The sequence below is a fragment of the Mycobacteroides chelonae genome, assembly GCF_016767715.1.
Classification (GTDB): domain Bacteria; phylum Actinomycetota; class Actinomycetes; order Mycobacteriales; family Mycobacteriaceae; genus Mycobacterium; species Mycobacterium gwanakae.
The window spans coordinates 4,022,969-4,043,683 of sequence record NZ_CP050145.1 but is presented as its reverse complement, the minus strand read 5'-3'; the positions used below and the strand labels follow the sequence as shown (position 1 = coordinate 4,043,683).

Sequence of the window (20,715 nt, the reverse complement as noted above, 5' to 3'; positions counted from 1 at the left end):
CCCGTGCCAGCGCGAAGAGTGGGGAAATTGGTGCGACCATGCCCGCATGGCTGAAGACGCGGCGGTGGCACAGGCTCGGGTCCTGCTGCGGTCGCTGTATGAGCATGTGGACTATGTGTCGCAACAGATCGACAAGGCCGAGCGGCAGATCGACCGCCACGCGAATCTTGCTGCCCCACGCCATCATCGGCGCTTGCGTGCCATGCGCAAGGAACTTGACGAGGCGCATCGCCTTATCAGCGGCCTGCACGGTTGTTACCCGGCCACGCGTGCGACATCGCGCGAGACGTCGTACTGATCGGCGCCGGGACGGTCTAGCCAGCGGTCACCGTGAGCTGATCTTGTCCCTCGGCGATATGGGCCGTGGCATGAAAGGTCTTCCCGGTGTGCGACACAAGAAATCGATAGTCACCGGCCACCGGTGCGGAGATGACCACCTCGCCCCAATCGTCGGCCACCATGGCAATATCGTGGACCTCGCCGGGCGCCGAGTCGATGCTGATCACAGCACCGGCCATCGGGCGCCCGGCGGAGTCTCGAAACGAGATGCCGACCACGTATCCTCCTGTGTCCGGATTCTCTGATTACCTGAAAAGCCTTGTCACATACCGCCACTCTTCCACGTCGACATGTTGTTGAAGACGGCGCTGTTGATCCGGGTGGCGGAGTTGCCCGAGTTGGCGCCGTTGGTGTGAATGCCGACGCCGTAACGGTTGCCGTTCTGCAACACCCACACCGGTGAACCGCTCTGACCGCCCGTGGTGTCGATGTCGTAGGTGATGACGCGGTCGGAGACCGACTTGGTGCGTTGCGCCATGAACCACTGCTCGCCGTTCTTCTCGCCGGGATACCCGGACAGGTTCAGTGCGGCGGCCTTCAGGAAATCGTCATTGCGAGTGGCGAAACCGAAGTACCCCGTCTGATCGCCCGGACGTGACGACGCCGGCAGGATGATCGCGCCATAGTCGTTGTCGCGATTCTGGTTCTGGGTCCAGCCGGTGACGCTGCGGAAGGCGGTACCCACGTGCGTGCCGAACGGTCGGACACCGGCATTGCGCCCGGGGATCACCTGGATCGAGCGCACCCAGCCGCCATCGGCATGCATGTAGACGCAGTGCCCGGCCGTCATCACGGTGCGGGGAGCGATCAGCCAGCCCGTTCCGACATAGGTGCGGTTGTTGGCGGAGGTGATGATCAGGTGGCAGATTGCGCGCCAGGGGAACGTGGTGGTGTTGCCGACCCGAACGCGATCATCGGTACCGATGATGACCTCGGCGCTGTTGGCCAACTCGGGGTAACTACCCAGAATGGCGTCCAGTGGTGCGAGTTCCGACTCGTCGGTGCTCAGCCCGTCGACGGAACCCAGTTCACTGACTGTGGATTCACCGTGTGCTTGTGTTGCGGCGTTGGTGGTTTCGGTGTCGGCGTTGCTCGCTTGTGCCGACGGTAATTCGTGTTCGGTAACAGCGGCCGCACCGGCGGCCCCTGAAATTTCGTACTCGGTCTCGGACGGCTTGTGATTCGTTGACTTGACTGCGGTGGCCATTTTTGTCTCCCTGCATAGGGTGTGAGTTCGAGCTAGGACGTATTCATCCTGTTCGGTACCGGAGATTGATTCATGCGTAGTGCGGTACTCGATCTCACACTGCGGGAGCAGTTTTCGTGTTCAGTTCTGGGTGGCGCGGGCGGCGGAGACGATAGCCCACGCCACCTCGGGGTGCTTGATATCGCTGTGCGCACCGCTGAACTGGGATTGGCTGGCGTCGTCGATGACCTTGTTGGCGTCAAGCCGGTAGAAATGCCCGCGCTGGAAGTCGTACGGCTTTCCGGCCACGGCAAGCTCGAGTGCCGTGGCGGCCGGGTCCTGCTGGTATCCGTCGTGACCCATTGCGCCCCAGCGGAACCAGGGGTCCTGTCCGGCTTGGCTGTCCTGTCGCGCAAGCATGCTGGCCGCCGGATACCACCAGCCGACCGCGCGATCGGCGGCGGTGTATGTCGACAGCAGCGGCCCGTCCACACGCTCTTCGAGCCCGGCCAGGCCGCCGGGACCTCGTCCCGGATCGAAGAGCAGCTTGCGGTTGAAGGTGAAGTGGGAGAAGGCGCCCTGGATCAGGGTGAGCGACTTGACGGGGCTCGTGCCGGTTGTCGGAAGCCCTGCCAGCGCGTAGGAGACCAGTCGCGCCCCGAAACTGTGTCCGATGAGGTGAATACGGGGCGGGCCGTCGGGGCCCGACAGTGAAGCCAGCAGCGGACCGAGGCCGCGCTGGCCGATGACTCCGGCCCGATTCTTCATCTCGTAATAGCTCATCGTGCGCAGGATCTCGCGAGCACCCGACCACAGCGCGGCGAAGGGATTGCCAAGTCCTTGTGCGGCACTCGTCGACTTCGGCGCCATGGCGGAGGCTTGCCCGAACACCGCGAGCGGATCACCCTTCACGATGTCGGACTCGCCGCTGTCTTCCTGCGACTGGGCGGGGGTGGTCACCAGTCCGGCGGCCAAGGTGTGGAACTCGATGAGCTTGGCGGACTGCTGCGGTTTCTCGTCGAGCAGCTCGCCCATCTTTTTCAGTTGCGCGGCCTGGCCGGGGAAGCGTGGCGTGAGCGCCGCGGCGAGCTCCGCGCCCGTGGAAGGTACGGGCAGCGCGCTGTCCGGGCTGTCGTCGGGCAGCAGCACCGACGGCCAGTTGATTCCTGCGACGGCCACACCGGCGGTATCGCCGCCGAGCTGATCGGCGATCAACGAGAACATCGCGGTGTAGAGCTGGCGGGCGGAGGTCACACTGTTGTTCCATCCGTGTGACATCAGGAACAGATCGGTGATCCCCCCGGCCGCGACTGCGGCCGGCAGACCGCCGTCGCCGTCACCGGTGGCGTCGTTGAGTGAGCCATCGGCATTGAAATCCGGTTCGTAGTACGGCAATCCTTTGATCGTGATCATGGTGTACTCGCTCGTCTCTAGGTGTTGGATAGTGCACGCATCAGGTCGACAAGCCCCGCGCCCTGAAAGAACTCGTGACGCCCCAAGTCGACGGCCGACTTCAGGAAGATGTCCTTGACCTCTTGTGGTTTACCCACGAACTCCGTGCGAGCCGACAAAAATGCGGCGATCGCACCCGACACATGTGCGGCGGCCATCGAGGTCCCGCTGTCTTCGATGTAGTTGGCGGCCCCCTCGGTGCCGTCGTCCTTCAACAGGTCAATGCCCTTGGCCATGAGACCGGTTGCCGCAGAGGTGATCCGCTCACCAGGGGCCACCAGGTCGGGTTTGCGTCGGCCATCGAGGGTCGGCCCCTTGGAGGAGTCGAACGTGACACCACTGGTATGCGGCCGGTACCGGTGGACCGAGCCGACGGTGATGGCGGTGGCAGCATTGCCGGGATCGGTGATGGTGGAGAGCTGGCCGTAGACATCGGCCGTCGTGCCCAAGATCGCGGCGCCCACACCGGCCGCAGCAGTGCCGGCCCCGAGGTTTCCGGCACTCACGACGCAGACCACCCCTGACCCGGTGAGCAGATCGAGCTCGCGGCACAGCGGGCTTTGGCCCGCCGCGTAATCCCTTGGCATCCATCCGCATCCCAGCGACAGATTCACGCCGTGGATCTGTAGATCGTTACCGTAGCTGTTGATCTCGCGCACATAGTTGAGGGCGTCGATGAGCACACTGGACAGGGTCTTGCCATCGTCGTCGAGGACCTTCAGGCTCACCAGGTTGGCGTGCGGCGCCACCCCGGACAGCCGCGACCCCTGCGCCAACACTCGCGGAACCCATTCCGGCAACCCCTCGGCGGTCGGTTGAGTGGACGCGATCCGGATGAGTTTCGGGTCGGTGGGGGATTCGCCCGCGATGATGCCGGCCACATGGGTGCCGTGTCCGTAGACGTCGACGAGCGGCCCCTTCGAGGCCTCCGGGGACAGCGTGAAATCTTTGTGCAGCGGCATCACCGAATCCGCGGTGAGGGTGCCGTTAGCGGCGAAATGGGGATGCTCGGCATCGATTCCCGAATCCAGCACGGCCCAAACGACTCCGGTCCCGCCGGAGCCATAGGTACGGATCGCCGCATCGGCCTTGATCGTGGTGAGTGAGCGGTCCAGATGCGCCTCCACCACCAGATCCGGCCACACCCGCCGGATCAGCTGCAGCGCTTGTTGTGCGCTTTTGGCGGTAGGGGACTTGGCGCCGCCACGGACCAGACGCTGGATTTCATCGGGGGTGAGCATGCACCGTACATAGTGGCGGCCGACGGGCGTTGGTGTGGGCGGCTCGTCGCGCAGTACCCGATGGAACATGTGCAGGAATTGGTCGCGCACATCGTCGGGGTCGACGCCCGCGCCGACGAGAAGCTCGATCAGCACCATCCTGCGATCGTCATCGTCGGTGACCAAGGCGTTGGCCTCGGCCGGCAGTGCCGTCTGCGGATCGGCCAGGACCATCGGGCTGATGACCGATGGCCGTTTGGGCCCGCGTGGCACGGGGCTGCTCATCGCACACCGAAGGGCATGAATCCGGTGGAACTCATCTGACGATTGTGAACCCAAACGTCCTTGTCGGTCATGAGTATTCGCCTACTCGGTCGATCCGCTGGCCCACACGGGCGTCCACGGTGCGAAAGGATTCGCAACACCGTCCAGGGCGGCGTCCAGGGACGGGAAGTGCCGGAGCAGCACCGAACGCATCGAGTTGTCCTTGACCCACGCGATGCCTTCCGGCGTGTAGATCTCGGGCCGGAAGTCGGTTGTGAAGAATCTGTCGCTCTCCAGCCGGCGGGACGCCATCAGCACGAAGATTCGAAAAGCGGTGTCGCTGAACCCAAATCCCTTCGGTTTGGGCTCCGCGTACAGCCCGACCATCAGATCCACTCGCTCGACATCGCCGTATATGGCCGCGAGCTCCTTGGCCACCACGGGGTCGTCGGTGAGCTCGCCGAACGAAGACACTGGCCGCAGACGCAGCATCCGCCGGAACTCGTTGTAACGGGGCACGCCCCGTTCACGGACCCGAAGAACGTCGATGGCGGCGAGGTCCAAAATGGATCCGTCCGGCCGCTCCAGACGTTGCAGATGACGCGGGAAGTTATGCAGAGTCAGCGCACCCGGATTGGCACGGCCGAACGAATAAATGATGTTCTCTATCGACGTCTCGCTGAAGCGGGTTCGCACATGTTGTACGGCCAGATCCGGTAATTCGTGTTCGGCGATCACGGAATCATCGGAGGCCGACCGCAGCACAAAACGATCGGGAATTAGCGGGTGCATGCGGTACACCGCGACAAATTCTTCTGTCAGCGAATATGGCACGTTATGCAGACTTGTGGGGGAGCCGGGTATACCGCGCAGCAGAGCGTTATGCGGCTGGCGCCGAAATAGGTAGCCTAGGCGCTCGCCCAGAATGCCGGACCAGTTGGAGTTCATCGCGAATACCGTGGTGGGGTGCCCGATTATGGCGGGAGTCCAGTCGATCGTGTGGATTTTCGCCATCAGCGCGGTGTTGACTAGGCGGGCCTTGTCGTACAGCTCCTGGTCGGACATTTCCGGATGACAGGCAGCCAGATGCTCGCAGATCGCGTTGTGTTCCCGCATGAACAGCGAATGCAGGATGGCCAGGCCGACCCAGAAGTTCACGGCCGTCTCTGATGTGCTGGCCAGCGCCTCGACATCAGCAGGCGGCAGGCCTTGTCCGTCCAGCCGTAGCGTGCCCCCGGACCCAGTGCGCAGCGCATCGGCGATGACGCGGGTGCCGCCGTAGACCTGCGATCCGTCCCACCAATGGGTGTCCTGCGTGACGAACGTCGGGGGACCGGACGCATCGGGGCATGGGTCGGGTGCGGTGCGGCGTATCTGCATCGGCCGTTGTGGCCACGGATCGTTCCCGTCGAGCGGAACCGTCCATGGCTCGGCTTCGACGGTGTTATGGCTGAACCAGTCGTGGACCTCGAATTGGATCCATGCCGCGGCCAGCACGTTCAGCGTTGTCGCCGGAATGAACTCGTCGCGGGTCAGCAGCCTGCGGCTGATCAGCCGCGGGTTCGGGTCCAGGAGTTGTTCGGAGGACTCGGGGAAGGTCTGGGCAAGGGGCGCGTTACGCCCGAACCGGCTGCCGACCGACCCCATCAGCGGATGTTCGAGGTTGTTGTAGGTGCCGTCCAACGTCCGGGCACTGCGGTAGGCGGCGTCCTCCGGCGGCGGTGATCCACCCGGCGCCCGCCCCGTATCGAACAGATTGTCGGCTCGCAGCGCGTTACGGAGCCCGATGAGCACTGCGATGCCGAATGCCGTGGGCAGGCGTGACCACCCGACCGACCGATCAATTCGTGTTGCAAGCCACGAGGCCAATGTGGTGGCTGATGTGGCGGGTCCACTCTTTTTCGCCATACCGTAATGCTGACAAATTCTGACGCGTCAGAACGTGAGTATTGCGCTACTCGATACCCACGAAATCGGATTTCCGATCGCACCGGGAATACCTCGTCAATTCACGCACATGGGCGCTGGCCGCAGCGCAGGATTGAGTAGTCGTGTACTCATGCGCGGCACCTCCGGCATTCACGACACTGAGAACGTCACCGTGTCCGATGGATATCGACCGTCCCGGACCACTAATACGGGAGGACCGGACCGCGATGGGCGCCACCGATGAATCGATCGAAGCGACGCGTACCTACCTTCGGTACAACGAGAACATGGACGCGGCACCTCCCGGCGAGGAGGAAGCCATCGACAAGATCGTCAAGGTGCTGCACAGGAACAATCAGCGGGCCTTCCGGAAGTATCGGCATGCCGTTCGTGATGCGCACGCGAAGAGCCACGGCATCTTGCGCGGGGAGCTGACGGTCTATCCGGACCTGCCACCGCACCTACGCCAGGGCATGTTCGCAACGCCCGGTAGTTATCCGATCATCTCCAGGTTGTCCACCACGTCTGGCCTGCTGCGCAGCGACCGGATCCGGGGCGTGCGGGGCCTGGGCATCAAGGTCCTGGGTGTGGCGGGCCCGCGGACGCTCCCCGATGACGAGGCCACCACCCAGGATTTCGTGTTGGTCACCCACCGCGAGTTCCTCTTCGCCGACGCGAAAGCATATCTACGGCGGGGGATGCCCACGGCCTGGTTGCTGGCACGGCTGCCGGACACCGCGCTGAGACTGGGTAGCAACCTTCTCGGCGGGGTGGCGAAACTGCTTCCACGCGTGGGACTCTCACTGCCAGAATCGGTGGCCGTGTTCGTTCGTCCCAACACCCACATCCTCGGTGACACGTTCTATTCCTCGGCGCCGCTGCGGTACGGAGAGTATGTGGCCAAGCTCAGTTACGTACCGCTCTCGAAGTCCGTGCGGGACCTCGAAGGGGTACTTCTGCCGGACGACATCGCCGACGACGAGTTCCGCCACCTGGTATCAGAGTTCTTCCGGCACAACAGTGCTGAGTACGAACTGAGGGCGCAACTGTGCACCGACGAGAAGACCATGCCCCTGGAAGATGCCACCGTCGCGTGGCCGGAAGGGGACTCCCCGCATCGGGGAATCGCCAAAATCGTCTTCCCCGTGCAAGATTCATATGGTGACAAGAGGCGGGTGTTCGGCGACGACGTACTGTCCTTCAATTCATGGCGCGCCCTGGCCGCGCATCGGCCATTGGGGTCGATCAACAGGTTGAAACTTCGGGTTTACGAGGCCTCCAGCAACTTTCGGCATGAGAAGAACGGTGTGTCGCGGATGGAGCCGGCCGGGGTTCAGGATCTACCGGACTGAGATGGTTGCGATGACACGTGCGATCACCAAACCAGCCGCGCCGGAGAAACCGGCCCCCGGACTGGCCCACGCAAACCGCCGTCGCGATCTAAACTCTTTTTCCATGTCGGGGAGCTGGCAGTTGCTCGACCGCCCAAACGAATTCGAGGCTGTCCGCGCGACGCTGTCGGACAGCCTGTCGTGCGGTGTGGTGCTGGTCGGCTCGGCGGGAGTGGGCAAGACCACCCTCGCGCGCACGGTCACCGACTCACTGGAATGCCAGGTTCGCTGGGTGGCGTGTACCGAGTCGTCGCGGAACATTCCGCTGGGCGTGTTCGCACACTGGATACAGACAACCGGATCGCGTGACCCGGCTGCGCTCATCGCTGCGGCGCGGGAATCCATTGTCGCGACGCCACATCCGATCATCGGGATCGACGATGCTCATCTGCTGGATGATCTGTCGGCGACTCTGCTGCATCAGATCGCGGTCGGCCATGCGGGCCGGCTGGTGGCCACCGTGCGTAGCGGCGAGCCCGTTCCCGATGCGGTCACCGCATTATGGAAGGACGATTACCTGCGCCGGTTCGAACTCGAGGCGTTCACCAAGCAGCAGAGTGTCGCCCTCGTGGAATCGGTGCTCGGCGGAGCCCTCGAAGGCCTGAGCGCCGACGTGATGTGGGAGTCATCCGGTGGAAATCCGCTGTTCCTGCGACATCTGGTGGAAGGGGCCGTCGAGGCCGGATCCCTCACCGCCGTCAACGGCGTGTGGCAACTGCGCGGTAACACGGTTGTCCCCTCGGGGCTGGCCGCGCTGCTCGGAGATCGCCTCGAACAGTTGGACGGCGACGTACTCAACGTGCTGAAACTGCTGTCCTTGTGTGAACCGCTCAATCTCGACACATTGTGCGAGATCGCCGGTGGCGATGCTCTGGACGGTGCCGAGCTCAGCGGCTTCGTCCGTGTCGAAGCCGACGGCCGGCGGATGAATGTGCGGTTCAGCCATCCGATGCTGGGCGAGGTGATCCGGCGCAGAGTGGGCACCGCATCGGCCCGGCGTCTGCGCGGTCAGCTGGTGCGGGCACTCCGCGAGCGTGACATCGACTCGGCTGCCAAGCGCATCCGGCTCGCGCAGCTGTCGGTCGGCAGCGACGAGGCCACGGACCCGGCCCTCCTGGTCTCCGCCGCGAAGGACGCGGTGTATCTGTCCAACCTGCCGGTGGGTGAGCATCTGGCGCGCTGCGCGGTGGAACGTGACGGAGGCCTGCGCGCGGCCGAGGTGCTCTCGCGCGCTCTGCTGTGGCAGGGCCGGCCCGAGGAAGCCGAGCAGGTGCTCGCCGAGTTCGATCCGGACCAGCTCGATGAACTCTCGCTGGTCCTGTGGGGCCTTCCGCTGGTGTCCATCGCGTTCTGGTCGATGGGCGATGTGCGGCGTGCACACGAGCTGATGGCACTGCTGCGTGAAAGGGTGCAACATCCCGCCCTGAAACTGGTCGTCGACGCGACGGGGGCGGCGTTGGCCGTGCACGAGAACCAGTTCGACGAGGGGCTGGCGGCGGCGACGCTGGTGCTGTCGGATCCGGAGGCTCCCCGGCAGGCGGTGGAATTCGCGGCGTTCGGTATCGGGCTCGCGCTGCCCGTCGCTGGCCGCGGCGACGAGTTCGAGCCGATCGCCGCGAGGTGCCGTGCGCAGAAAAGATCCACCGACGGCATGATCGCGGTGATGGTGCGTTACTGCGATGTGCTGGCACTTGTCTACACGGGGCAGCTCCGGCTGGCCGACCGCCGGGTCACGGAATACACCGAATTCTCCTCGGCCGGGCAGTTTCTGGCGTGGGCGATAGCGCGCATCATGGCCGGTTTGGTTGCCGTGCACCGTGGCGCCTTCCCGACGGCGATATCGTCGATCGAACAGGCGCTGGCCGCGCTCAATGCCGAGAAGCCACTGCCTTGGCAGCTGCCCGCACGGCTATTGCTGGCCCGCGCCTACGCCGCACTCGGCAAGGTCGAAGATGCCGAGCGCGTGCTGACTGAATCCGGAGAACACTCAGGACAGTTCGTCGCATTGCACGACCCCCAGCTGTTGATCGCGAAATCCTGGCTTGCGGCCGCGCGCGGTGCAGACCGGTCGGCGGTCGATATCGCCCGGCGCGCGGCCGACGCCGCACACACCGCGGGCCAATACGCGGTGGAGGCCGAGGCCCTGCACCATGCGGCGCGGTTCGGTGACCGGACCGTGGGTCGCCGCATCGGGTCGCTCGTCCCGCGCGTGCATGGTCCGCTGGTGCAGCTGTATGCGCGGCATGCGGTCGCCGTCGGTGCCTCCGATGCCGCGGCGCTGGATGTGGTGAGTGGTGAGTTCGAGAACGCGGGCCTGCTGCTCTCAGCCGCGGATGCCGCAGCGCAGGCGGTGGCGTTACGCGGTCGCGATGGAGACCGGAGCAAGAGCGCCGAATCCGCTGCGCGTGCACTGCGGATCGCAGGTCAATGCGGTGGTGCCGCTACGCCCGCGATCCGGGCCGCCGCGCGCCCGCTGCCGGTCACCGCACGTGAACGTGAGATCGCGGCGCTCATCGGGGAGGGGTTGTGCAATCGCGAGATCGCCGAGCGCCTCACGCTGTCGGTGCGGACCATCGAGGGCCACATCTACCGGGCGTGCATCAAACTCGATGTCGCAGACCGTGATCAGCTTGCCAAGATCGTGTGGAGCGACCTGGCGAACCCGCAGGAATAGGCGTACCGCCCGTTGCCCGCGGCGGTTCATTCGTCGGCGGCGTTCTCCGCATCCGGTGGCTGCAGAACGGTGCGTTCGTGCACCAAGTACCCGGATGCGACGGAGAAGAGGACGGTGATGGCCGAGCCGACGTCTCCGGGTATCTCGACATTGAACTTGCCGAGGACGAAGACCAGCACGACCGAGATCGCGCCGGCGGTGCCACTGGCCGCAACCTTGGTCGTGGGTATCGGTGACGGCTGCCGGATTGCTTGTCGTTCAAGCGTTGTCATGATCGGCTCCCTTGGGTGATGGGTCTGCTGAAACGGTAGGTCTCGCGGGCCGGTACCCGCACGAGTAGCGGGCTACTTCGTTCCTGGCGGGCGATGAGATGACGCGCTGCGGCCTCGCCGGGGCGGCACCGACCGCGCCCAAATGCAGGTAGTGGATCACTCGTTCGAAATCGCGCGACGCTGCCGACCATTGCTGGTAGCCGAGCTAGTGCGTCTATCTCCCGTTGGGCGTCTACGGCTTCCCATCACGTACGTCAGGAAAGGACGGACCTGGAAATGACTAACACCGACTCGCAGATCTACACAGGAAGACAAGTGGTTGTCTTCGCACCGGCAACGGCGCGCGGAAACAACGTCACCACGCTTGCAGGTATCGCGGGGATCTCGAACATCGTACACAGCAGCGATTTTGAGAATCAAGCGATGGATATCAGCGCCGTCGTCGACGCCGATGCCACGGTGTTCGACGAGCTCGGTCTGGCCGTCGTGGATTCCGACCCGGAGCAGACCATGGCACTTCAGGCCGCGGCGTCGGCCGGCGGCACGGTGTTATCCGTGGAACCGGAGCTGATCCATCACGCACTCACGGTCACCTCCGCCGAATATCTCAGCGGCTACCAGCATGGTGTCTCCGACCTCTTCGCGCGGTTGCAGGCCGACACCGCGACCGTCGAAGAACTCGCCGCTGCCTATGCCGATAACGACTCGTCGACGTGGGGCCTGCAGGCCACGAGAACAGACACGAGTTCAAAGACCGGCCGCGGGGTTCGGGTGGCGGTGCTGGACACGGGCTTCGACGCCGCACATCCGGACTTCAAGAAGCGTCACGTGACCATGCAGTCGTTCATCGACGGCGAGAGCGCCGACGATGGGCATGGGCACGGCACACACTGCATCGGTACCTCGTGCGGACCGCGATCCCCGCGGGGGAGTCGTCGTTACGGAGCGGCGACCGAGGCCGAGATCTTCGCGGGCAAGGTGCTGAGTAACGCCGGGTCGGGGGCCGACGGCGGTATTCTCGCGGGCATCAACTGGGCGGTGGCCAACAACTGCGCCGTCATCTCGATGTCGTTGGGCGCCAACGTCGATAAGACGTCCCTCGCCTATGAGGCGGTGGGTCAGCGTGCGCTGGACCGTGGTTCGCTGATTATCGCCGCGGCGGGGAACAACGCCAACCGCAGGATCGGAAACTACGGCTTCGTCGGCGTGCCCGCGAACAGCCGGTCGATCATGGCCATCGCCGCGGTGGATTCGTCCTTGAACCCGGGCTGGTTCTCGGCGCGTTCGAGCACCAAGACGAAGGCTGCCGGCCGCATCGACCTTGCCGGACCGGGTGTCGATGTGTACTCCGCGTGGCCGATGCCGAAGCGCTACAACTCGATCAGCGGAACCAGCATGGCCACGCCCCATGTGTCCGGTATCGCGGCGCTCTGGTGCGAGGCCACGGGGCTCACCGGCCGGCAGCTCTGGGCGGTGCTGTTGCAGCACGCGGCACCGCTCAACGTTCCGGCCGTGGATGTGGGTGCCGGGCTAGTACAGGCCCCACAGTGACGGCGCAGCGGGTCACCGTGACGATCGAAGAGCGTGATTTCGACGGCACGGTGGCCGCGTTGCGGGCCGCCGGCATGGCCGGTATGCAGGTGCACCGCGAGATCGGCGTGGTATCCGGTGATATCGCGAATGCCGCTGCGCTGGTGGATATCCCCGGAGTAATGGTGGTGGAACCCGAGGGGCGGACGCATATCGCCCCGCCCAATGCGGGTATCCAGTAACGGGTCACCTAAGCCGGTGGGGGCGGTGCGACAGCGCACCGCCCCCACCGGGTGTCTACTAGCCGGCCAGCCGGCGCGCGCCCAGCGCACCGACACCGCGGTGGGTGACACGGCGGATCAGTGCCCGGCGCTGGGCACCGATCGATACCGGGATGGCACTGACGGTGGCAGGCCCCGGGCGGGCGTCGTCACATTCCAGATAGGTCGCAGCAACACCGGGAAGGGCCCGCAGATGTTCGGCGAGCCGCTCGAACTCGGGGCAGGCAGGCGCGGTGACCACGAAGATGGACCGTAGCTCGGGCGGTACACCCGCGGCATTGGCGTGAAGGGGTGCGACCGTGTGCCCGGCCACCCGAATAGCCTCGAAAATCGGGGTGGCCGAATTGATTGCACCGGGATGCTCACGAAGGTCATGTGCGGGGCCGGCCTCGACCAGGATGAGCAGGCTGACGTCCGGCGAGACGCTGTACGGGGCAGTTCGCGTAATCATTTCGACTCCTCCCGGCACGGGATGTGTGGCTCGGTTTCGTTGTGTAAAAGCGGTACACAACGATCCTGATCCGACACGGTCCCGATGACGCGAGTAGCGAGGTACCCCATACGAAGGCATCACGCGTGGTGGGCATCACCCCGATGGTGCTGTCTACAGCAGCCGTTGACGCGCGGCAACGAGCACCGAACAGTGCGTGCGACCCAGCACGCCGCATCCGTTGGGGCCGACCAACTCCTGCACGTGTGCCGCATCGCCGGCTCCGAGAACCACCAGCTGTACGGAATGCCCGTGGCGTACCAGGTAATCCAGCGTGCCGCCCACCGGATCGAGTACACGGATGTCCAGGTCGGAGTGCCGCACCCGTATCGGCGCCAGGCGTCGCTCCAGCAGGACGGACGCCACCTGACGGTCGCCGCGTGCCAAGGTGGCGACCCGATGCCCGAAGAGAGGCATCGGGCGATGGCGCAGCAGGACGCGCATCGGTGCGCGGCGCAGCCGTGCCTCGTGCGCCGCGAGTTCCAACGAGGCCACCGACTCGTGGGTCTCGTCGACCTCCACCACCACTGAGGGCTCCGCACCGGCCGGTACCTGGCCATCACGGATCACCGCGACCGGGCAGCGCACCGACCGGAGAACTTCCGCAGCAGTGGATCCGACTTTCCTGCTGTCGGAACCGCTGATGCCGATTGCGCCCACGCACAACATGAGGGCGTTGCGTGAGGCGTCCAGCAGCACGTCCGCTACCCGTCCGTGCCGGATATCGACGTGAACCTTCACTGGCTTTCGCGTCGACCCGATCTCGCGGACGGCATGCCGTAGTGCCATCCCGGCGGTGCTTGGCTCGTTGTCGAACTCCGGGAACTCCGGCTGGGGAGCCACGTGGACCAGACGCAGCGGTACGTCACGGTGCAGTGCCTCATCGACCGCCCATAACGCGGCCCGAACCGCGGATCGTGAACCATCGATGCCGACGACCACCGCGGACTGGGAGGTGGGGATCTCGCTCATGGCACTGCCCTAGCCGCGGATCTCGAACACATCGGCAAGCGATCGCCGGGGCGTCGGGGGCGGGACGCGACCGAAGGTCGGAGCCAGGCCAACCCGGATCAATGCCTGCGGGTGCGCTCGCCCGATGGTGGCGCCGACGACCTCGCGACTGGCGGTCAGTTCCAGCATGTGCGTGATGGTGCAGGTCGCCATCCCGGCCAGGGTCGCTTCCAGCAGCACCTCGGACAGCAGCTCGCCGCAGCGCAGCAGGTGTTTTGGGGTGTCCCTGGCGGTGGAAAGCGCCAGGACCTTGGCCCGATCTTCCTGCAGGCCGGGCCGTGTGGTCCGTTCTGAGACGACCGGGAAGGTGCGGCCGATGTCGACGTGATCGCTCTCGCCGGCCGACACCAGCGCACTGCGCGGAATACCTTCTCTCAGCGTGAACGATGCTGTCCACCAATCGAGTTCGTTTTGGTAGGCCGAATCGTAGATACGCAGGGCATCGCTGAGTGCCGACGCCTCGGCCAGTCTCGGCCGCATCGCATCGTCGATCACATCCAGGATCACCGCCCGATCGGAGATCACCGAGTTCAACATCCGGGCGAACTGCGACCAGTTCGGCGGCGACTCGAACGGAAGGCGATCGGTGCGGCGCTGCAGGATCGCGTCCGCACGTCGACGATCACCCACCACCACGACGGATCTGGGCAAGAACGTGATGGCCGCGAGATGGTCGGGGTTGTCGGGGTCGGGGATCCGTTCCACCCGCGCCATCCAGCCCGCCGAGGCCATCGCTACCCGGAAATGGTCCAGAGCCGCACCGCAGCTGATGATCGCTTCGCGGCCCCTGTCGTCAGTTCTGTTCACGCAGCGCGAGCGGTCCAGGTATAGGTGCAAATCACCAGCCCCGGAGCCTGGGTCGACGATCCAGCGCCATGGCTGAGTGTTGTGCAAAGACGGTGCACGGCACGCAAGTTGGATCGCAGTCCGGACTACGTCGATGTGAACCATCGTCTTGGGCATGTCGGGCTCCGCTCACTGGTGGTGATATCGACTCTCGGTGACACATCTGGGCGCGGACAGGGCATTTGGTCACCGGCCACGGACCCGAAGTCCCCGGGTATGTGGCCCGGGAAACGCGGAGAGGGCCCTGGTGGGCGAGAACTGGTGACTTCCGACCCACAGATCAGGGGCACATGGCCGGATATCCGCGTCCCGCGCCCGGCAACGATGAAGTCATGCGCGCAATGCGATCGACCGCCAGCCCCACGTACGTCGGTGCAGAGATCCGTGAAACACACACGGGTATCGTCATTTTGGCTGGAGGGCGGGCATACAAACTCAAAAAACCCGTGGTCACCAACCTCCTCGACTTCAGCACCCTGGAGCTTCGCGAAAGGGCTTGTGCCCGCGAGGTGGCACTCAACAGCCGCATCTCAAGTGACAGCTACATCGGTGTCTCGCACCTCACCGATCCCGAGGGCGGGCCGGGCGAACCGGTCGTGGTGATGCGGCGCTACCCGGATGCCGCGCGATTGTCGGCGATGGCCAAGGCGGGCCGGGTCACCAAGTCGCATCTGGATGCGGTCGCGGAGGTGCTGGCGGCATTCCACAAGCGGGCCGATCGCAGCCCGTCGATCGACGAGGCCGGAGCGCTTGACGCTGTCGTCGACCGTTGGGAGGACACGCTGACCTCGTTGGAGAAGTACATCGGAACGGTGCTCGCCGCGGACGACGTGCGCATGGTCCGGACACTTGCGACACAGTTCATCTCCGGGCGGGCGGTGCTGTTCGCACAGCGCATCGCCGATCACAGGATCATCGACGGGCACGGTGATCTGATGGCCAGCGACGTCTTCTGCCTGCCCGATGGTCCGGTGATGCTCGATTGTCTGGAATTCGAGGACCGGCTGCGGCACGCGGACAGCCTCGACGATGCCGCATTCCTGGCCATGGATCTGGAATTCCTGGGACGGCGGGACCTGGGCGAGTACTTCATGAATCGCTACGTGGAACTATCCGCCGATCCCGCGCCGGAGCCGTTGCGACACTTCTACATCGCCTATCGATCTTTGGTCCGGGCCAAGGTTGATTGCACCCGGTTCGCCCAGGGGCAGCGCGCGGCCCTGGCCCGGGCCACCAAGCATGTGTCGATGGCGCTGAGCCACCTGAGTGCGGCAACGGTTCGGCTTGTGCTGGTCGGCGGTGGACCAGGCACGGGTAAGAGCACCTTGGCGCGCCGGATATCGGAAAATGTTGGTGCTCAGATTATCTCCACCGATGAGGTGCGCCATCAGTTGCATCGTCTGGGCGTGATATCCGGCGGAAAGGGGGTGCTCGACGCGGGGCTCTATTCCCCTGAGAACGTGGCCGCCGTGTACGACGCTGTGCTCCGCAGAGCGCGGGTATGCCTGGCCGGAGGACACACCGTCATCCTCGACGCGACCTGGCGCAATCCGCGACATCGGTTGCGGGCGCATCAGCTCGCATACGAAGCCGGAGCGCCGATGGTGGAGTTCTTGTGCATGGCGCCGCTGGTCACCGCCCAACATCGGGTGGCCGCCCGTCACGACGGAGTGTCGGACGCCAGCGGTGATATCGCGGCGGCGTTGAGTTCTGAGTTCGTCGGTGTGGACAACGGGTGGGGCGAGGCGCACGTGATCGATACCCGGTTACCGCTGGACCGGTCGACCGCCGAGGCCGAGGAACTGTGCCGGCAGGCGTTGTATGCCCCCGTGCCATGCCACCCCCGGTAGCGCACGCGAGCCGTCACTGATCTCGGTCATCGTCTGGCGCTGGCGGCAGCGACGTTGTCCACGATGGCCCGACAGAACGCCGGCAGGTCCTCCGGGGAGCGACTGGTGATGAGGTTGTGGTCGATGACCAGCTCCTCATCGAGGACATGGGCCCCGGCATTGCGCAGGTCCGTGCGGATACTGCGGTACGAGGTGACCGTTCTTCCTTGCAGTACACCTGCCTCGGCAAGGGTCCACGGCCCATGGCAGATCGCGGCCACGGGCTTGCCGGATCGCACAAACGCACGCACGAAATCCACCGCATCCGCATCGGCGCGCAGTTTGTCGGGATTGACGGTGCCCCCGGGAAGCACCAGCGCGTCGTAGTCGTCCACGGATGCCGTGCCGACCTCGCGGTCGACGTGCAGCGTCCCAGCCGGCGACAGATCGTGGTCACGCGCGGCAATCTCACCTGATCTGATCGAGAGCACTATTACGGTGCCACCGGCAGCCACGACCGAGTTACGTGGCTCCTCCAGCTCGACACGTTCGACTCCGTCGGCGGCCAGTATCGCGATCGTCCGATCCTGAAGAACAGCGGACATCGTCGTGTTCCTTTCGTTGGGCATCACATTCGTGTACCCGGTTTGCGCCTGTTCATGCATGGACTGGGGATTTCGCTGTGCCGGCAGCCGGATAGCGCCTGCATGCATAAACCGCGTCAGAACGGGTACCCCGCCGGGGAGACGGTCGGAGGGGTGAGGCCCGGGGCTGGTCTTGTCGATCCAGCCTATGAGGAGAAGTAATGTCGACCATCGCATTTCAGGACCGGCTGTGTCGGTGACCGTTCCACTGAGTCATTCGGGTCGGGGCGAACGGCCGCGTCGCGCTGCGGCATACGAGCGGGCGGTCGTGGTGGTGCCCGCGCACAATGAAGTCGACAATCTGCCGAGCTGCCTGAGCGCCGTGGTCACTGCAGCGGCGTGTTTCCCGGCGCCGACCCTGACGGTCGTCGTTCTGGACGACTGCGATGACCAAAGCATACGTTTGGCGGGGAAGTACGGATCCGATGTGCATTTCATTGAGGTCCAGGCCCGTAATGTCGGGGCGGCCAGAGCGGCAGGCTTCGAGTATGCGCGGACGGTGTGCGCAGTAGCGGCTTCGGCGCAGCATCGGGTGTGGTACGCCACCACCGATGCCGACAGCCGGGTTGATGCCGATTGGCTTGTGCGCCAGACGAATTCGGGCGCGGACATGGTGCTCGGCGTTGTTCGCGTCGAGAACTGGCGGCAGACACCGGCGGGTGTGGTGCGCCGCTATCTGAATGCGTACCGCGCGAAGCGCAAGCCGGACGGCCATGGACATGTACACGGTGCGAACATGGGTTTTCGCGCCGACAAGTATTGGAAAGAAGGCGGATTCGCGCCGATCGGCAGCGGGGAGGATGTCGATCTTGCCCGGCGATTCGAACTGAGGAACTACCGGATACACCGTGATGAGGCGCTATCGGTCGAGACTTCAGCCCGTCGCGCGGGAAGAGCTCCCGAGGGATTCGCGGCGTACCTGCGGTCCTTCTCACGCCGCGAAGGCGCGGGATGACGGCCGATCTCGTGCGCCGGTGGCTGCGCGCCGGTGAGCTGGCACTCCCGATGCCGGGAGCCGGACATACCGCCGCGCGGTGGTGGAAGCTTGCCGCGCTGACTCAACACGACGTGACCGCGGGACGGCTTGCCGAAGCGCACTGCGATGCCACGGCGATCCTGTGTGAGCTCGACGGCCCTGTTCCCGGCCCGGAACAGCTGTGGGGCGTGTGGGCGGCCGAGGCGCCGAACACGATGGTCACCGTCGCACAGCGGGACGGTGACTGCGTGCTGGATGGAACGAAGACTTGGTGTTCGGGTGCTGGTTCATGCACCCACGCCCTCATCACCGCCCGGCGAGAGGACAACGCGCGGGGACTCTATGCCGTTGACATGAGCCAGCCGGAGGCGACCGTGCTGCCGCAGATTTGGCAGAACGCGGGCATGCGCGAAAGCGATACGCGTTCAGTGCAACTGAGTGGCGCAATCGGCATACCCGTGGGAAGGCCTGGCCAGTATCTGGACCGGCCGGGCTTCTGGCACGGAGCCATGGGTGTGGCGGCCTGCTGGCTCGGCGGGGCACGCGGTGTGGCCGCACCCCTCTACCGGGCCGTGGCTGAGGCGCATCGCGGGTCTTCTGGTGATCCCCATGCACAAGCTCACCTCGGTGCGGTGGATGCCGCGCTCGCCGCGGCAGAGGCCATTCTCATGACGGCCGCCGCCTACGTCGACGCCGAACCTCACAGTGAACGTACCGAACTCATCGCACGCCGCGTCAGGGCTGTTGTGGAGCATGCTGTGGACCAGGCGATCGTGCGCACCGGCCGTGCGTTGGGGCCCGGGCCATTGGCGCTCGATGCCAGGCATGCCCAGCACGTTGCCGATCTCACCATGTACGTCCGGCAGAGCCATGCCGAGCGGGATCTCGCGGCCCTGGGCAGGGCGGTGTCCAGATGAGTGTCGCCAACGCCGGTAACTGCGAGCGGCTTGCCGAACGGCCGATTTCGGCCGGCGGTACGTCCCTTGCGGAGTGGCTCGCGTGGCCGCGTGAGTTTCCGATCCTGGATCTGGACGAGTGCCCGTTCCTGGTCTTGGTCGCGCCGCACCCCGACGACGAGACCTTGGGATTCGGCTGCACGGCAGCCATGTTGCGCGCACGGGGAGTCGACGTCGTCGTGGTGTCGGTGAGCGATGGCGGCGGCGCGTATCCGGATCTATCGCCCACCGAACGCTGTTGGCTGGAACGGGATCGCCATGCCGAATTACTTTGCGCTACAAATATTCTTGGTCTTGATCCTCCGGTGAGGCTCGGTCTGGCCGATGGTGCGATTTCCGAGAGGGAAGAGGAAATGGGCGGCCTCCTCGCCGAGATTCTCGATGCCGCGCCGCCTGGGGCCTGGTGTGCTGCTACGTGGCGTGGCGATGGTCATCCGGACCACGAGGCCGTCGGGCGCGCGTCTGCCACCGCCGCGGGCCGCACCGGTGCGCTACTGCTGGAGTACCCGGTCTGGATGTGGCATTGGGCCGTGCCGGGTGATAACGCGGTGCCATGGCACCGAATGTGCACGACACCTCGTGACCGTGCAGCATGCGGCTTAAAGCGGCAGGCTGCCAATGTTTTCCAGACACAGCTGCGTCCTCGGTGGCCGGGTGCGGAGGCGATACTGCCGTCGCACGTCGTCGATCGGCTCCTCACCCTTGGTGAGGCGGTGTTCCGCTGATGGGGCGGGTACCGGACACCTTCTTCGACGAGATGTACGCCATATCCGACGACCCGTGGCAGCTCGCACAGCGTTGGTATGAACAGAGGAAGTACGCGATCACCATGGCGATGCTGCCCCGGCTGCGCTATCGCCATGTCTTCGAACCCGGATGCTCCGTGGGGGTGCTCACCGAGCAGTTGGCGGCACGTTGCGAACGGGTCACCGCGATTGACCTAGTGGATTCGGCGCTCGAATCCGCGCGTGCGCGTATCACTCGGTGTGGGCTGTCGGATCGGGTGAGCTTTCATCGGCAGTCGTTGGATTCAAGTTGGCCTGCAGAAGATTTCGATCTAGTGGTTTTGTCAGAGGTTGCCTACTACCTCGATGCTGCCCTGTTGCGTGACGTGCTGGACCGTGAGCTAGGGCAGATGCCGGAAGGAACGACGGTTCTGGCCGCGCATTGGCGACATGCGGTGACCGAGTATCCGTTGACGGGCGACGAGGCAAATCGGCTGATCGGTGCAACGGCCGGGCTGTACCAGGGCGCCGGTTACCGTGACGACGATGTCGCCATCGACGTGTTCGTAGTTGGCCAGGGGCCGTCGGTCGCGGCCGCGACCGGGGTGCCCGGAGCGGGCTCGTAGTTGCTATTGATGCTGTTGCGCCGGATCGCGGTTCTCGGCGAGAAAGATCGGGAGAGGGGCCTGTTTGGTTCTGG

20 protein-coding genes are annotated in these 20,715 nt (G+C 65.0%); 10 read left to right on the top strand and 10 right to left on the bottom strand.

Translation table 11 applies throughout. From position 1 onward, the window contains the following. Positions 1-46: 46 nt before the first annotated feature. On the top strand, positions 47-298 hold the full coding sequence (locus HBA99_RS19960) for a hypothetical protein (protein ID WP_199347551.1): 252 nt from the start codon (positions 47-49) through the stop codon (positions 296-298). Positions 299-314: 16 nt separating this feature from the next. Here HBA99_RS19960 and HBA99_RS19955 read toward each other — a convergent pair whose 3' ends face one another. The 5 genes from HBA99_RS19955 to HBA99_RS19935 form a co-directional block, all read right to left on the bottom strand. Next, positions 315-557, bottom strand: coding sequence for a hypothetical protein (locus HBA99_RS19955; protein WP_057964819.1), 243 nt, complete (start codon positions 555-557; stop codon positions 315-317). 44 nt (positions 558-601) lie between these two features. After that, the gene (locus HBA99_RS19950) at positions 602-1,546 is read right to left on the bottom strand and encodes a trypsin-like serine peptidase (RefSeq protein ID WP_052399536.1); all 945 of its coding nucleotides are present in this window, start codon (positions 1,544-1,546) and stop codon (positions 602-604) included. Between the two features lie 120 nt (positions 1,547-1,666). Next, positions 1,667-2,938, bottom strand: coding sequence for an alpha/beta hydrolase family protein (locus tag HBA99_RS19945; RefSeq protein WP_070952050.1), 1,272 nt, complete (start codon positions 2,936-2,938; stop codon positions 1,667-1,669). 17 nt (positions 2,939-2,955) lie between these two features. Then, positions 2,956-4,482: a S8 family peptidase gene (locus HBA99_RS19940; RefSeq protein WP_064409553.1), complete on the bottom strand. Its 1,527-nt coding sequence runs from the start codon at positions 4,480-4,482 to the stop codon at positions 2,956-2,958. Positions 4,483-4,563: 81 nt separating this feature from the next. Further along, complete coding sequence (locus HBA99_RS19935; RefSeq protein WP_070952051.1) at positions 4,564-6,369, bottom strand: peroxidase family protein; 1,806 nt, start codon at positions 6,367-6,369, stop codon at positions 4,564-4,566. Positions 6,370-6,617: 248 nt separating this feature from the next. Between HBA99_RS19935 and HBA99_RS19930 the strand changes: the two genes are divergently transcribed. Together HBA99_RS19930 and HBA99_RS19925 are read left to right on the top strand one after the other, a co-directional pair. Next, positions 6,618-7,742 carry a catalase family protein gene (locus HBA99_RS19930; protein WP_057967414.1) on the top strand — a complete coding sequence of 375 codons (1,125 nt, stop codon included), beginning with the start codon at positions 6,618-6,620 and terminating at the stop codon, positions 7,740-7,742. A gap of 103 nt (positions 7,743-7,845) precedes the next feature. Further along, on the top strand, positions 7,846-10,455 hold the full coding sequence (locus tag HBA99_RS19925; protein ID WP_057967506.1) for a LuxR C-terminal-related transcriptional regulator: 2,610 nt from the start codon (positions 7,846-7,848) through the stop codon (positions 10,453-10,455). Positions 10,456-10,481: 26 nt separating this feature from the next. Here HBA99_RS19925 and HBA99_RS19920 read toward each other — a convergent pair whose 3' ends face one another. Beyond that, positions 10,482-10,727 carry a hypothetical protein gene (locus HBA99_RS19920; protein WP_057967415.1) on the bottom strand — a complete coding sequence of 82 codons (246 nt, stop codon included), beginning with the start codon at positions 10,725-10,727 and terminating at the stop codon, positions 10,482-10,484. A 276-nt stretch (positions 10,728-11,003) separates the two neighbouring features. Between HBA99_RS19920 and HBA99_RS19915 the strand changes: the two genes are divergently transcribed. Together HBA99_RS19915 and HBA99_RS19910 are read left to right on the top strand one after the other, a co-directional pair. Next, positions 11,004-12,278, top strand: a complete 1,275-nt coding sequence (locus tag HBA99_RS19915) for a S8 family serine peptidase (protein WP_070952052.1) — start codon at positions 11,004-11,006, stop codon at positions 12,276-12,278. Further along, positions 12,275-12,499, top strand: a complete 225-nt coding sequence (locus HBA99_RS19910) for a hypothetical protein (protein WP_044105109.1) — start codon at positions 12,275-12,277, stop codon at positions 12,497-12,499. The genes HBA99_RS19915 and HBA99_RS19910 overlap by 4 nt, the downstream gene beginning before the upstream one ends. Before the next feature lie 58 nt (positions 12,500-12,557). On the opposite strand, the gene HBA99_RS19905 is transcribed toward HBA99_RS19910, so the two are convergent. From HBA99_RS19905 to HBA99_RS19895, 3 genes are all read right to left on the bottom strand, one after another. After that, the gene (locus HBA99_RS19905; RefSeq protein WP_064393537.1) at positions 12,558-12,989 is read right to left on the bottom strand and encodes a hypothetical protein; all 432 of its coding nucleotides are present in this window, start codon (positions 12,987-12,989) and stop codon (positions 12,558-12,560) included. Positions 12,990-13,142: 153 nt separating this feature from the next. After that, positions 13,143-14,000 carry a universal stress protein gene (locus tag HBA99_RS19900; RefSeq protein WP_070952053.1) on the bottom strand — a complete coding sequence of 286 codons (858 nt, stop codon included), beginning with the start codon at positions 13,998-14,000 and terminating at the stop codon, positions 13,143-13,145. A 9-nt stretch (positions 14,001-14,009) separates the two neighbouring features. Next, positions 14,010-15,002: an Acg family FMN-binding oxidoreductase gene (locus HBA99_RS19895; RefSeq protein ID WP_070932902.1), complete on the bottom strand. Its 993-nt coding sequence runs from the start codon at positions 15,000-15,002 to the stop codon at positions 14,010-14,012. A 173-nt stretch (positions 15,003-15,175) separates the two neighbouring features. Here HBA99_RS19895 and HBA99_RS19890 point away from each other — a divergent pair, with 173 nt between their 5' ends. Then, on the top strand, positions 15,176-16,735 hold the full coding sequence (locus tag HBA99_RS19890) for a bifunctional aminoglycoside phosphotransferase/ATP-binding protein (RefSeq protein WP_057967419.1): 1,560 nt from the start codon (positions 15,176-15,178) through the stop codon (positions 16,733-16,735). A 26-nt stretch (positions 16,736-16,761) separates the two neighbouring features. On the opposite strand, the gene HBA99_RS19885 is transcribed toward HBA99_RS19890, so the two are convergent. Continuing rightward, positions 16,762-17,319 (bottom strand): type 1 glutamine amidotransferase domain-containing protein, encoded by a 558-nt coding sequence (locus HBA99_RS19885; RefSeq protein WP_030096603.1) that lies wholly within the window; start codon positions 17,317-17,319, stop codon positions 16,762-16,764. 310 nt (positions 17,320-17,629) lie between these two features. Between HBA99_RS19885 and HBA99_RS19880 the strand changes: the two genes are divergently transcribed. From HBA99_RS19880 to HBA99_RS19865, 4 genes are read left to right on the top strand one after another with little or no spacing between them, the layout of a single operon-like run. Further along, complete coding sequence (locus tag HBA99_RS19880) at positions 17,630-18,313, top strand: glycosyltransferase family 2 protein (protein WP_234798102.1); 684 nt, start codon at positions 17,630-17,632, stop codon at positions 18,311-18,313. Then, on the top strand, positions 18,310-19,251 hold the full coding sequence (locus tag HBA99_RS19875) for an acyl-CoA dehydrogenase family protein (protein ID WP_070952054.1): 942 nt from the start codon (positions 18,310-18,312) through the stop codon (positions 19,249-19,251). Before HBA99_RS19880 ends, HBA99_RS19875 begins: the two co-directional genes overlap by 4 nt. After that, positions 19,248-20,015: a PIG-L deacetylase family protein gene (locus HBA99_RS19870; RefSeq protein WP_057967421.1), complete on the top strand. Its 768-nt coding sequence runs from the start codon at positions 19,248-19,250 to the stop codon at positions 20,013-20,015. The genes HBA99_RS19875 and HBA99_RS19870 overlap by 4 nt, the downstream gene beginning before the upstream one ends. Further along, a complete protein-coding gene (locus HBA99_RS19865) occupies positions 20,012-20,641 on the top strand; it encodes an SAM-dependent methyltransferase (protein WP_420063330.1) in 630 nt (209 codons plus the stop codon). The genes HBA99_RS19870 and HBA99_RS19865 overlap by 4 nt, the downstream gene beginning before the upstream one ends. Positions 20,642-20,715: the final 74 nt, after the last annotated feature.

Coding starts and splice junctions, on each gene's coding strand:
- HBA99_RS19960 (WP_199347551.1), top strand. CDS start 47: ATGGCTGAAGACGCGGCGGTGGCACAGGCTCGGGTCCTGCTGCGGTCG.
- HBA99_RS19950 (WP_052399536.1), bottom strand. CDS start 1,546: ATGGCCACCGCAGTCAAGTCAACGAATCACAAGCCGTCCGAGACCGAG.
- HBA99_RS19945 (WP_070952050.1), bottom strand. CDS start 2,938: ATGATCACGATCAAAGGATTGCCGTACTACGAACCGGATTTCAATGCC.
- HBA99_RS19940 (WP_064409553.1), bottom strand. CDS start 4,482: ATGAGCAGCCCCGTGCCACGCGGGCCCAAACGGCCATCGGTCATCAGC.
- HBA99_RS19935 (WP_070952051.1), bottom strand. CDS start 6,369: ATGGCGAAAAAGAGTGGACCCGCCACATCAGCCACCACATTGGCCTCG.
- HBA99_RS19930 (WP_057967414.1), top strand. CDS start 6,618: ATGGGCGCCACCGATGAATCGATCGAAGCGACGCGTACCTACCTTCGG.
- HBA99_RS19925 (WP_057967506.1), top strand. CDS start 7,846: ATGTCGGGGAGCTGGCAGTTGCTCGACCGCCCAAACGAATTCGAGGCT.
- HBA99_RS19920 (WP_057967415.1), bottom strand. CDS start 10,727: ATGACAACGCTTGAACGACAAGCAATCCGGCAGCCGTCACCGATACCC.
- HBA99_RS19915 (WP_070952052.1), top strand. CDS start 11,004: ATGACTAACACCGACTCGCAGATCTACACAGGAAGACAAGTGGTTGTC.
- HBA99_RS19905 (WP_064393537.1), bottom strand. CDS start 12,989: ATGATTACGCGAACTGCCCCGTACAGCGTCTCGCCGGACGTCAGCCTG.
- HBA99_RS19900 (WP_070952053.1), bottom strand. CDS start 14,000: ATGAGCGAGATCCCCACCTCCCAGTCCGCGGTGGTCGTCGGCATCGAT.
- HBA99_RS19895 (WP_070932902.1), bottom strand. CDS start 15,002: ATGCCCAAGACGATGGTTCACATCGACGTAGTCCGGACTGCGATCCAA.
- HBA99_RS19890 (WP_057967419.1), top strand. CDS start 15,176: ATGGCCGGATATCCGCGTCCCGCGCCCGGCAACGATGAAGTCATGCGC.
- HBA99_RS19885 (WP_030096603.1), bottom strand. CDS start 17,319: ATGTCCGCTGTTCTTCAGGATCGGACGATCGCGATACTGGCCGCCGAC.
- HBA99_RS19875 (WP_070952054.1), top strand. CDS start 18,310: ATGACGGCCGATCTCGTGCGCCGGTGGCTGCGCGCCGGTGAGCTGGCA.
- HBA99_RS19870 (WP_057967421.1), top strand. CDS start 19,248: ATGAGTGTCGCCAACGCCGGTAACTGCGAGCGGCTTGCCGAACGGCCG.